At 56.6% G+C, this 13,059-nt stretch carries 7 protein-coding genes; all 7 read right to left on the bottom strand.

All coding sequences use genetic code 11. The features are described from left to right. A partial coding sequence (locus tag KQX66_RS26785) for a non-ribosomal peptide synthetase (protein WP_216795929.1) occupies window positions 1-3,185 on the bottom strand: 3,185 nt, incomplete at its 3' end. A gap of 123 nt (window positions 3,186-3,308) precedes the next feature. Continuing rightward, window positions 3,309-4,019, bottom strand: coding sequence for a 4'-phosphopantetheinyl transferase family protein (locus tag KQX66_RS26780; RefSeq protein ID WP_216795927.1), 711 nt, complete (start codon window positions 4,017-4,019; stop codon window positions 3,309-3,311). Window positions 4,020-4,028: 9 nt separating this feature from the next. Beyond that, complete coding sequence (locus KQX66_RS26775) at window positions 4,029-5,597, bottom strand: esterase/lipase family protein (RefSeq protein WP_216795920.1); 1,569 nt, start codon at window positions 5,595-5,597, stop codon at window positions 4,029-4,031. Between the two features lie 74 nt (window positions 5,598-5,671). After that, entirely contained in the window at window positions 5,672-6,952 is a 1,281-nt protein-coding gene (gene ectB / locus KQX66_RS26770) for a diaminobutyrate--2-oxoglutarate transaminase (protein WP_216795940.1), read from the bottom strand. Window positions 6,953-7,852: 900 nt separating this feature from the next. After that, window positions 7,853-10,162, bottom strand: coding sequence for a DUF4962 domain-containing protein (locus KQX66_RS26765; RefSeq protein ID WP_216795918.1), 2,310 nt, complete (start codon window positions 10,160-10,162; stop codon window positions 7,853-7,855). Continuing rightward, the gene (locus KQX66_RS26760; RefSeq protein ID WP_216795916.1) at window positions 10,155-12,278 is read right to left on the bottom strand and encodes a heparinase II/III domain-containing protein; all 2,124 of its coding nucleotides are present in this window, start codon (window positions 12,276-12,278) and stop codon (window positions 10,155-10,157) included. Before KQX66_RS26760 ends, KQX66_RS26765 begins: the two co-directional genes overlap by 8 nt. After that, window positions 12,275-13,042: an SDR family NAD(P)-dependent oxidoreductase gene (locus KQX66_RS26755; protein ID WP_216795908.1), complete on the bottom strand. Its 768-nt coding sequence runs from the start codon at window positions 13,040-13,042 to the stop codon at window positions 12,275-12,277. Before KQX66_RS26755 ends, KQX66_RS26760 begins: the two co-directional genes overlap by 4 nt. Between the last annotated feature and the right edge of the window lie 17 nt (window positions 13,043-13,059).

The raw sequence follows: 13,059 nt of genomic DNA, 5'->3' as shown, positions 1-13,059 counted from the left end.
GTCACTTCTTCCTGGCTCGCGATTTTGCCGGCAGCCTGAAGATGCGGACTGAGCGCCGCTATGGTCGGATGATGAAACAAATCGCGCATCACCATCTTATAGCCTGTCTGAAGCAGTCTCGAAGACACCTGCAGCGCTTTAATCGAGTCGCCGCCGAGCGCAAAGAAGTTATCCAGTATCCCAACCCTGTCTACGCCCAGCACGGCTTGCCATACCGAAGCAAGCGCCAGCTCTGCCGCCGTACGGGGCGCCGCATATTTCGCTCCGGCTTGAACGTTTCCTTCCGGTTCGGGCAGCGCTTTGCGGTCTACCTTGCCGTTAGGCGTAAGCGGCAGCTGCTCCAGACGCACCAGACGCGCCGGAACCATATGCGACGGCAGCGTTTGATCCAAATACGATTGCAGCTCGTCCAGATCGAGCTCTTGCTCCGCAACCGCGTAGCCGCACAAATATTTTTGGCCCCGCTCATCGGTCCAATCCGTCACAACAGCTTGACGAACCCCGGCGAAACGGAGCATCGCCGACTCAATCTCGCCCAGCTCGATCCGGTAGCCGCGAATCTTCACCTGATAGTCGATCCGGCCGATGAAGTCCACGTTGCCGTCTTCCATCCAGCGCGCCAAGTCGCCTGTGCGGTACAACCGCTCACCGGGGACGAACGGGCTGTCGACAAATTTCTCTTCGTTCAGCTCCGGTCGGTTCAAATATCCTCGGGCCACGCCCGGACCGCCGATGCACAGCTCGCCCAATACCCCCACCGGTACCGGATTCAACTTCGCATCTACGATATAGAACCGGGCGTTCAGCCACGCCTTGCCGATCGGCACATTCCCCGCCTCCGGCAGCTTGTCCAGGGACTCATCGTAGAAGCTCGAATCGATCGCCGCTTCCGTTACACCATAGGCGTTGATGATTCTGAACTGCGAACCGAAGCGCTCCTGCAGCAGCCGATAGTCGGCTACACTGCAGCTGTCGGAGCTTGTGATCAGCAGCTCCATCGAGCTCATATCCAAGCCCTGCTCCGCCACATGCTCCATGAACGGCACGATCAGCGCAGGCGTCGATTCGAAGATCGTAATTTGCCAGTCGCGAATCCAGCCGTACAAACGGGTCGGATCGATGCGGTCGTCCTTCGGACAAATGACCATCGTTCCACCGTTGTACATTGTCCGGGCAATATCCCCGACGAATACGTCGAAGGAGAAGCTCGCCAACTGCAGCAGCCGCACCGGGAACTGATCCAGCCGGTATTCCCGGCGGTAAGCCGCTGCCGTATTGACCAGGCTGCGGTGCTCGATCATGACGCCTTTCGGCCGTCCCGTCGTGCCCGACGTGTAGATCACGTACGCCAGATTGTACGGCCCGCTCGTGTCAGGTCCGTTCGCTCCATCTCCGCCGAACGAACGTTCGTCGTCGAGGCAGAGGCAGCGCACGCTTTGTAGCGCCGCATCTTCCGCCAGCCACGCTTGGGCGCGGTCCTGCAGATGGGTTTGCGTCAGCAGCATCGCCGCTCCGCTATCCTCCAGCATGAACCGGATGCGGTCGGACGGATAGTCCGGATCAAGCGGCACATACGCGCCTCCCGCTTTCCAGACCGCCATGACGCCGACCAGCAGGTCCACCGAACGGTCGGCAAGAATGCCGACGATCGATTCCCGGCCGATGCCGCCCTCACGCAGCGTGCCGGCCAGCCGGTTCGCCCGTTCGTTCAGTTGTCCGTACGTCAACTGCTTGTCCTCGTACACGACCGCTACCGCTTCCGGGTTACGTGCCGCCTGCTCCTCAAACAACCGGTGGAACGGCTTATTGTGCGGAATCTCGGGCAATGCCGGGTTAAACTGGGTCAATATCTTGCTCTTTTCTTCTTCGCTCAGCATGGACAGCTCGCGCACCGTCTGCTGAGAGTTCTGTATAATTTGTTCGATAATCGCAATCATCTGTTCGGCAATGCGCAGGATTTCATGTTCCTCGAACAACTGAATGCGGTAATCGAAATTCAATTCAATCCGCCCGTCATCAACCATGTCCACGACGTGAATGGCAAAATCCCCCACTTCGTGTCCGCAAAAACGGCTGTTTTGCAGAACGCTGAGGTCATCGTAATGGGACCAGGTAAGCGGCAAATATTCAATATCCACCCGGAACAATTCCGGAATGTCGTGCTGCTTGTTTTCTTTTCTCAAATCCTGAATGAGCTGATTGTACGGATATTTCTGATGGCGGAGGTTCGACTTCTGTTCTTTGGATACATGATGCAGAAAAGAGGCTGCGCTCTGATCCGGGTCCAGCAGCATGCGCGTCGCAACGGTGCTTACGAACATCCCGATCGTTTCTTTTTCTTGCTTCGACGTCCGGTTTGCATAAATCGTGCCTACCGTAATATCTTGATTTCCGGTTATTTTATGAAGAAGGATATACAAGGATGCCAAAAACAAAGTAAATATACTGACGTTATTCTGCTCGCTGTATTGTTTCAATTGTTCGTAACGTTTATCGCTAAGGGGAACGCTCGCTCTTCTGGCCTCCGTGCTTATGGCGTATGGCGTATTCGGTTTGATGGCGGTAATTTCAGAGAACGATTTGAACTTGTCCAACCAGTAGGCCTTATCTTTTTGGTAACGTTCCGACCTCTCATATTCCTGTTCGGCATAAATATATTCGAGATAAGAGCTTTTGGCTTTCTGATCCGGCACGGTTCCATTCAGCAAATCCATATAGTTTTGCATGACCGTATTGCAAATGATATGCGATGCCACGCCGTCGGCAATAATATGATTGATTTTCAGGTTAAACCAGTGCTCTTCGTTGTTAATGTTAAAAACGCAAAATTGATATAACTTTTCATCAAAAATGCTTATTGGAACTTTATTAAAATGCTCCAGCCATACCTGCGCTTCCTCGACGCTCCCCATTTCCAGATAATCGCATTCGGGGATGATGTTCGATTCCTCTTCGAACCATTGCATCGGTTCGGCTTCGGAAGGAGCTATTCGGATACGGAAAGCATCATACTCTCTTATCAATTTATAGACCGACTGCATCAAAATGTCGGTTTGGACGTGACCCCTTATGAATAAAGTTCCTCCAATGGCTCCGACGGTCGTATTCGGATACATCATCTCCATATTCCAAATTCTTCGTTGCGCTTGGGTTAAAGCATACAATTTATTTTTATTCTCGTTCACATCGACACTCTCCTGGCATAGGGATTCGTAAGGTAGGCCCGCAACCCAAGGTACTGGAAAAATCATTGCTCAAGAGCAAGCGGGCTTATTCAGCCCGCAGAGCTCATCATATGGCCCGTCCGTTTACGAAACGGGCTGTACAGATACTAGCGATTCCACGAACGTGTCGAAAGGCAGGACGGTCAGCTCTTCGGCAAAATCGCGTTCCTGCCCGCATACGGCCAGCTTGTACGGACCGTCCACAGGATACTGCTTAAACCAGTACTCCTTTAAATCCGGGCTATGCAGCAGGACGGGATTGCCCTCCGACGTTACCCGCACCGCGAAGCGGTCCAAAGGAAGAGAAAGCCCGACCCCTCTTTGCTTAATAAAGCTTTCCTTCAAAGTCCACAGATCGTAAAAATAAGGCAACCTCTCCGCAAACGGGCGCTGCTGCAAATCGCATGCCTCTTCGGGGGCGAAATAATGATAGGACCATGAAAAATCGATGTACTGCTGCCGTTCGATATCAATGCCTACCGGCTGCTCCGAGATGGCGCACACGACCCACTCGCCGGAATGGGATACGTTGAAATGAATATTCGGAAAACCGTCCAAAGACGGCTTTCCGTAAGCATTATGGATATACCGGATATCCGAGGGGCGAAGTCCCCATTTTTGTCCGATGAGCCACCGCGCCAGCGCTTCCCCGACCAACGTTCTGCACTGGTCCTCAGTTTGCTTCAATTTTGCGGCCTTCGCCTGCTTTTCTTCCGATACGCAATCGTACAGCTGCTGCATGATGCCGGCCTCGGGCTCCCCGGATAACCGCACCGCGTAAACTTCGATCGTCATAAGCGTCGGTTAGTGCCTTCCCCCCTGTTTATCGACATAGACCGAGCGGAGCAGGGATCTTTCGAACGGAGCGCCTTGCGCCGTCACACCCTGAACCTCGACGGACGTTTGGTAAACGCCCGGTTCCTGGGCTGCCGTCAGATCCAATTCGTTATTCGCGCCTGCCACCGCTTGTTTTTTCAACGATTGGATTTGCTTTTTGCCCGGATTGCCTTGCTCAGGGATAAAGCTCACATTGTAACGAACGTTGAGCTTGTTGGAGGACAACCCGCTGCCGTCGGTTTCTACACGGAATTTTTGCTTGTCTTGTGTCGTCAGCTTGAGCGAATCGGAAAGTGCCGAGTCGTATTGAACGGTCAGCAGATGCGCGCCGGGCTTTTTGGATTGCGCCTGCAGCGTCCACTCGCCTTGCTCCGGCTTGGCAACGACCGCCGTATGGTGCCAGCCGTTTTTGAACAGCTCCTGATCCTGCTCTACCTTGACGTCAATCGTTCTTTTCTCGCCGTTCGGCGCAATCAATTCCAGGCGGTCGGCCGGTTGATCGGCAATCCAGTCGAAGGTGATACTCCGCACGTCGTTCTCCACGAGAAAACGCTCGACAGCGATGCTTTCATGCTTGCCTCCACGGATCAGCGTGCTGCCGGGTTGAACCCGGTCCAACGGATTCGTTTCCCGAGCCGCACTTTGTCCGGCGCTGCCGCCTTCCGCCTCTGCTGCCAATCCGGCTGAAGCCGCCAAATAAGGCTTGATCAGCGGGAACATCGGCGTGCCGTTGTGAACCACCTTGTGGTCCCACGGTCCGCTCTTCACCATGGTGCCCTTGGGATTGTGGGCGCTGGTGACCGTTACGACGCCGTCGTTCGAACCGAACTTCGACAAGTATAGCCCACCGATGAGGTAAATCGGACTTGAATCGTGCCAGCCGTCGCCGGCGAACGTGTAAATCTTGTTCTTCGAAACGTTGGCGTGCGAATCGGTAATCGAACGGAAATAGTTCATGTAAGACGTTTGCATGGAGTAGGTGCCCTCGGTCTTATAACCGATCAGGTCCGCCAGCCATCCCGCCCAGTCGGAGTAGGCCAAATCGGCGAGCTGCGATCCATGGTGAGGGCTTCCTAAAGTGATGACGTGCGAAACGTACGGATACGCGCCGTAATGCACGAGAGCCGTTTGCGAGTCGACCCCGCCTTTGCTGTGGGCGACGATCACGAGCTTTTTGCCCGGGAACGCCTTGGAAATTTCCACGATTTTATCGGCAAGCAGCTTGCCGTTATCCCACATATTTTTCGACGGGCCTCCCGAATCGTACAGCTCGACAAAAGCGGTTTGATACCCGTTATTGTAAGCCGTTTGGTACATATCGTTCGTTTCGTACCAAGTTCCGGCGTTTGCTGTTAAGCCTTGTACGAACAGAATGACCGGGTAGTTCGGATTCAGGTTGCTCGGTGTGGCGCCGGGCGCCCAAGTTCCGGGAACGCCAGATAAGTTCGGGTTGGGTGCGGCAGCGGAAGCAGGCGCTGCAACGACAGCCCAAAGCAGCAGGCATGACAACAGCAACGTCAGAACTTTTTTATTCATCAATAACATTCACTCCCCCAATAAAATGGTGAACCGAATACGATTTCGCTACTCCATCACCCGCCGGCCGGACTTCAGACCAATTCCGGTTGAAGCAAGTTCGATGCGCAGCATTCCGTTACGGCCTGCTTCAGAGTCTCGCAGCCCTTGGCAAGCTCCTCCATCGGAATCGTGAGCGCAGGCATCAGCTTGACGACCGCATCGTTACGTCCCGCCCGCTCGATGATCAGCCCGAGCTCATAGCAGCGCGAGGCAATCGCTTTGGAGAGCGTCTCATCCCCGCTGCCCGACGTGTCGATTCCCCAGATGAGCCCTCTGCCCCTTACCGTGAGACGCGGGTCGATCGGCAAAATTTGCTCCTTCAAGAATTGCTCGACGAATCTGGCCTTGCGCTCCGTTTCCGCCTCCAATCCGGTCTGTTCGCGGAATTCGAGAGCAGCCGTAGCGCCGACGAAAGCAAGCTGGTTCCCCCGGAATGTGCCGTTGTGCTCCGCCGGCTTCCAGACGTCGAGCTCCGGCTTCAGCAGCAGCAGGGACATCGGCAGCCCGTAACCGCTGATCGATTTGGAAAGCACGGCCAGATCGGGAACGATGCCTGCGCGCTCGAAGGAGAAGAACGGCCCCGTCCGTCCGCATCCGACTTGGATTTCGTCGCAAATGAGCAGAATGTCGTGACGGTCGCACAAATCGCGCAGTTGGCGGAGCCATTCGATCGGAGCTTCGTTCAGACCGCCTTCCGCCTGGATCGTTTCGAGGATGATCGCTGCCGGTTTGGCGATACCCGAATGGTCGTCCGTCAGAATGGCCTCCATGTATCCGATCGTGTCCAATCCGTCGATAAAGCCTGCCGGGAAAGGCATGAAGGTCACGTCGTGCAGCGGAACCCCGCCCGCTTCGCGATGATACAGGCTGCTGGTGGCGGCCAAGCTGCCGAGCGACATGCCGTGAAACGCGCCAATGAAGGCAAATATGCCGGTCCGGCCCTTGACTTTTCTCGCCAGCTTGAAGGCCGCCTCTACCGCATTGGTCCCTGTCGGACCGCAAAATTGAACCTTGTGGTTCAGACCGCGTGGCTTCAGAATTTTGTCCGAGAACGTCTGCAGAAACGTTTCCTTGGCCGAAGTGTACATGTCCAGCCCGTGGCTGATGCCGTCCGATTGCAAATAGCTGATGAGCCGCTCTTTGATGTAGTCGTTATTGTGTCCATAATTCAAAGCGCCCGCACCGGCGAAAAAATCGATATACGACTTCCCGGACTGTGCATATAGGACGGAGCCTTTGGCACGTACGAAAACGTCCGGGAACGAACGGCAATAAGATCTAACATTGGATTCCAAGGCTTCGAATGTGTTCACTGTCATATCATAATCTCTCCTCAGGTATGATGTATTCTGTTATTAAAATTAGTTAAGGGCTTACCTCCGCGATGTGGTTCTTAATGTTCGTACCCTCTTTTTAAAGCGCCTGGCATACGGCAATATCGCCTGCAACAAGGGCGGAACCTAGATCGTTTGTTCGATTCGTCATGCTGCAAACGTCCCTCAGGTATTCCCTGCAGGATTCGTGGCTTGTTCTGAAAACAGGTCATGCGGTAGACTAAGGAGTAAGGTTTTGTGTGTAGAAATGATGCAGATGCGGTTTCATGATGCGATGAAATGAACAGAACGTGGGTTGAACAAGATGTTTGAGATGGATCAGGCTGGATTTAAGCAACCATTCTCCCACTTAATGGAGATTTTTTCTGCCCGGAGCTTACGAAGGGCAAATGCTTTGCGGCGTCTTCTGTTTTGTGCGAGAGCTTGCATCGGCATTCAAAATCCAAGAAGGCCTTCGTGAGAACATCCGGTCGTCACCCCCTTCTATGCGATTACAAAATAACCAACACCTGCTAATTATATACAATTATTAGGCAAAGATAACATGGTAGTAAAGTCCTATTTTGTAATCAATTATAAACTTTTGTTCAAAAATTAGACATTTTTACAAACGCTTAATAAAAACGATTCAGAAGATTCGACTTTCAGGTTCAGAGATTTTGTCGATTGATGACAAAAGATGTAGAATACCTGGTTCCCTACAGCCAAAAAAGAAAAAGCGGTCCGTTGGCCATCCGTTTTTTTCGTATACAGCTGACAGGCCCGGAGAGCATATTTTCAAATACTTAATATTTTTTAACGCAAAAAAAAGCTGCCGAAGGGATAGTGAGCTATCCTTTTGGCAGCTTTTTGCATTGTTGCCGGTTATCGTCCGAAGGTTTAATATGCCTTCGGCACCTCGACCTTCCGGGTTACCCCGTCCTCCGTAAAATACAGATGGACACCGTGGTCCTGATCGTCCAGAAAATGCGAGACGTACTTCGGTTCGCCGTGCTTGACCGGCACCAACAGGGTAACGAGCCGATGGCTGCGCGCTTCCTTCGTCGCCGCTTTCAAGTGCCAGTGAACCGGCAGCCCTTCGTACTCGGACGGATCAACGTCCGCAAATTCGTTATGCTGCGTCAGCCCCAGCTCGCCGGACGAACAATAGACGAAACGTCCGTCCATATCCGCCTTGCAGCCCTGCACCTTAAACGATTGTCCGGACAGCTTCATCTCGTACAGCGTATGGAACAGCCACTCGACGCGGCCGGGCCGTTCCAGATCGATGAGATCGACGACGACGACGAACGACTTCCCGAAAAAGTACAGCTCACGGACATAGCGCTCCAAGTAAGGGACGTGCTGCCGGTAGGCCGCCGTCGCATTGCAGCGGGAATAGCCGTAACCGTCCCGCTGCTCTGCCGCCTCGACGATGCCGGAGGCCGCCATCGCCAGCACTTTATCCGTTCCGGCGTATTGGCCGAGCCCATCCACGAGAATATTGTTGGTGGAACGCGTCTGCCGCCTCCAGTTCCGGTGCATCGTGCTGCCGAAAGCGACGTAATGGCCGCTCTCGATGGCAAGCGGCTCGCCATAGGCATGCAACAGGAAGCCGTTCTGATCGCCATGACTGTGGCTGACGGAGCCGTACTTGCTGCTTTTCGTCAGCAGCATGATATGACGCTCGGGATCGGCCATGTCCCCATGGAAAGCGACCCAGCCGACATCCCGGAACCATTTGACCGGCTCGATTGACGCTTCCGTCGGCGGAACCGGCTCGATTGCCGGATAATCGTGGCGGTACACCATTTCGTCGAACCGGAAATCCCACCAGCCGTAATTGTAAAATTTCATTTCCGAGTCCGTATCGATCTCCTTGACCCGCTCGAAATACCATTGATACAGCCCATTCCCGGTCACTCCGGCAAACTGCCGGATGTTAAAGGCGGTCTTCAAGCTGACGGGATCGCCGAGTGTGGACTGGTCGCCGAAGCTGGCGCGCAGCGTATCCGGACTGAAGCAGTACAGCGGAAAATCGCCGGTTTTGGCGAAAAACGGACGACGGTAAAAATCGATGCCGGTATAGTTTTTGAGCAGATTGAACGCCTCCGTCACAAACGCCATGCCGGTCGTCCAGTACATCGGACCTTCCGCCCAGCCGCCGTCCGCGCCTCCCCACGGCGTGTACAGGTTCGCGTAATACTCAAGCGTATAATCGAGCCATTCCTGCGCCTTCGGCTCCTCCCCCAGCAAGGCGATGCTGCAGGGCACCATCACGCTGGACAACGAACGTACCGCGTGGCTGTCGAACGGCACGTGATGGATTTTGGACCGCTCCATCACGTGATACGCCACAAGTCCCGTTCGCTTGAATAGCGAACCGCGGACAAGCTCGCGCTCCGCTTCGCTCAACGCGTCGTACAGCCAGTCATAGCCCCAGGCGAGCGCCCCGGCTACCCGAAACGACGCTTCGTCGTTGTAATCGCGCGAGGTCGTTCCTTCGGGATTCCAGCCGGCGACATGCAGCAGCCACAGCTTCGCGCGTCCGATAAGCGCCTCGTCCTCCAGCACGACGCCGGCGACGGCCAAATGCCGGATCGCGTACAGCACTTCCTGACAGTCCAGGTACATGTTCCGCCATAGGCTCGCGACCCTTTTGTGGTCCGGATACGGCTGCGGCTCCGCAATAAGCTCGCGCCCGATCCAGGGCCGGACGGAGCGCTCGTAAAACGTCTCCCAGCCGCAATAGGAAGGGTCTTCCTTGACCCTGCGGCGGAAGTCCGGCAGCTTGGAAGCCTGAAGCCACAGCCGCGGATGTGCCGCCGAAGCTTGCGCATAGCGGCTCTCCGGCGACGGCAGCGGCGTCTCGGGCAGCCCTTCGGGCACGGCAAAGCGCCGCACCCGGCTCCAGGCCGTTCGGCCCGCTTCATCGCCCGTCAGCAGCGCATACCGCCAGTAATACGTGCCAGGCTCCAGCGGACGGTCCGGCGTATACAAATTATACGGAACCGGCGCAACCGTCTCCGTTTCCTCCTCCGCAAACGATGCGCTGCGGGAAATTTGCAGCACGTACCGGTCATGTTCCAATTGTGCCGGAATCCAAGTGAACCGGGGCGGATTTTCGGTAAGGACGGTCTGTTCGTCCGGTGCATACTGCACGGTCAACACACCGCTCTGCGGCTCGTATAACGGTGCCAGGTTACTCATGGCGTTCCCCTCCTATGACGGTAAGTCCCTTCTCCGTAAGCTCGCAGATGCAAAGCTCTCCCGCCGATTCGACTTGAACCACGCCAAGGGATATCTCCTTCAAGGCCGTCCGTTCTCCGGCGCTGTACACGTGAACAAAGCGTGCACTCCGGCCGTGCCGCCGATGCAGCAAAGCGGTTAGCGGCCGACTCGGGTCGACGCTGGTGCCCGGAGTCCTCACGGCATAGGCTTCGTCTCCCGGTTGAAGCAGCGCCGCATGATAAATCCGCCCGCCGCCCGGCACCTTGTACGACAGCCCCAACTCCCCCGCTGCTGAGCCAACGGGCGCCGCAGCCTCGTAACGCTTAACGACGGGCAGGCGCTGCCACTCGCCTTCGATCGCCAACGCATAGAAGCCGCCGTCATCCGGCGCTTGCTCCGGGCAGGTCTCAACACCGGTAGGAGCTGTCTCTTCCCTGACCGGTACGACCGGGTGCATCCACCATTCGATCGACGCCTCTTCCCCTGCCGCTACCTCGAACCAGTCCAGCAGCCATTGATCGGTCAGCAGCAGGTGCCGGTCCATCCGGCAGCCCGGATACGCGCCTTCCGACCGTAGCCATACGTACGTATGGGCCGTTGTTTCTTCGAAGCGGAGGCAGCTTCCGGTGTGGGCCGCCTGCGATGCTCCGCCGAGCGATACGGTGTTATGGCTTGCCGTTTCGGCGAACCACTGCTTGCGGAGCTCCGATCCGTAAGGCACCATGCCGAAGTCCGGCGTAAACGCCGTTTCCCGGTGCATCACCGTCAGATGAAGCTTGTCGTAATGGCCGTGCGAGCCTCCGTGCGGGCCGAAGTCTGCCAAAAACGACAACGCGTTCGACGCCCTCCGGCCCAGAACAAAGCCGGAATCGTGGAGCAATCTGGAGCCCCGCTGCAGCCCCGTTTCTTCGCTGTCCGTCCCGCCTCCCGCTGCGGCCTTTCCGCCGAACCTCCGTGCGGCAGGCTCTTCGCCTTCGCCGTACAGCAGCGCCTCAAGCTGGCAGCGCGCGCCGTCCGGCCCGCCCATCTGCCGATACGCTTCGCGCAGGATCGGCACGAGCCCCGGTTGACGGTACCGGCTCAGGCCGATCTCCATAATTTCGGCGATTTCTCTGGCATAGGGCAGCCGCTCCATCGGGCCGTCATGCAGGGCGGGCAGCCCGCCCCGGTCGTCGGCGAGCGCAGCCAGCACGTCGAACATCCCCCGCATCGATTGACCCGCCGTCCCTTCGGCGTCGTACAGATCGATGCCGAAACGTTCCGCCATTTCCGCCGATATCAAGTATGCCCGCAGAACGAACACGTGATAGTACGTGCTGCCTTCGAACTCAAGCTGATCCGGCTTGACGCCGATAGACAGATGATGCTTCCAGCCCCCTTCGCCCGCAATCAGGGCAAGCAATCCGCTACGATCGTTCTTCACCGCGTAGATGCACGAAAGCGAAGCGTTAAGCCAAGCCGTGTAATTGTTTTCCGCATTGCCCCGTTCGTGAATTAAAATACGGCGGTACTCCGTCATACTTGCCTCCAGCAACCGCAAATAACCGTCGATCTCCTCACGCTCGGGCTCCGTCCAGGTCACGCCTTCGTCGCTTAACAGCAAGCAGGCGCGAAGCAGCGTCGTCGACCAGATCGCTTCCGTCAGCGCCTGGTGAAACGCCCGGCCTTTCAGCATCCACGGCTGGGCGTCCGGATGCACCGGGTAGTCGGGAAACTGGCGCGCATACCCGGCAATGATCCGCTTCGCCAGCAGCGCATAGGCCGCTTCGCGCGAAGCCGCATAGACCGCCGCCGCTTGAAGCGCGGCGCGCGCCAGGGACTGGTGCTTGAACGCGAGCCAAGCCCCGCGGTACGCTTCGCCTTCGATCAGGCAGCCGTGCGGGCAGCGGAACGACTGCGCATCCCGTTCGGCGGGATCGAACAGCAGCTCCGCATGGTGATGGGGGCACACGTATTGATGCCACCAGCCGCCCGGCTCCACGGGAATGTGCAAGCTGCCCGCCGCTTCCAGCCGGTCCAGCTCCTCCTTGAGCTCGGCCAGCACCCGACGGCCCCAGGCGTGCTTTTCCGTTTTATGCCGGATTCCCGTACTCATCGCATCATCATCCCGCCGTTGATCTCGATCGTTTCGCCGGTCAAATAAGAGGCCAGATCGGAGGCCAGATACAGGACGGCGCCTGCCACATCCTCCGGCGTCCCTTCCCGCTGCAGCGGAATTCCGGTTACCGTCGCTTTGCGCGCTTCGTCCGTCGTAAAGGTCGCATGAAACATCGTATTGCCGATAAAGCCGGGGGACACGAGATTAACCGTGATACCGCTGGGCGCCGCTTCCTTGGCAAGTCCTTTGGAATAGGCGGATACGGCCGCCTTGCTTGCGGCATAAATGCTCGAACCCGGCCCCCCTCCGTTATGGGCGGCAACGGAGGACATGTTAATAATGCGGCCCGCCCCTTTCGCCTTCATGCCCGGAAGGACGCGCTTGCACATGAATACCGTGCTTTTCAGATTCACATCCATGATCTGCTGGTACAATTGCTCGGTCATGTCGATGTTCGGCTGGCGCTTCACCAGATGGCCGGCGTTATTGACCAAGATATCCACCGTTCCGCCGAACGCCCGCTCGACCTCCGATACGAGACGGTCGATCACCGCAGCGTCCGTCACATCGGCCTGAACGAGCACCGCTTCGCCCCCGGCTGCCCGGATGGCGGCAACCGTCTCTTCCCCCTGCGCCACGTTGCGCAAGCAGTTGACGCCCACCTTGGCGCCGCTCGCAGCAAGCGCGATCGCAATCGCGCGGCCGATCCCTGCGTTCGAGCCCGTTACCAAAGCCACTTTTCCCGTTAAATCGATTTTCATCTAAATCTCCTCCGCAT

The sequence above is a fragment of the Paenibacillus oleatilyticus genome, from assembly GCF_018998565.1.
GTDB lineage: Bacteria > Bacillota > Bacilli > Paenibacillales > NBRC-103111 > Paenibacillus_G > Paenibacillus_G oleatilyticus.
This window is presented reverse-complemented; position numbering and strand designations above follow the sequence as displayed.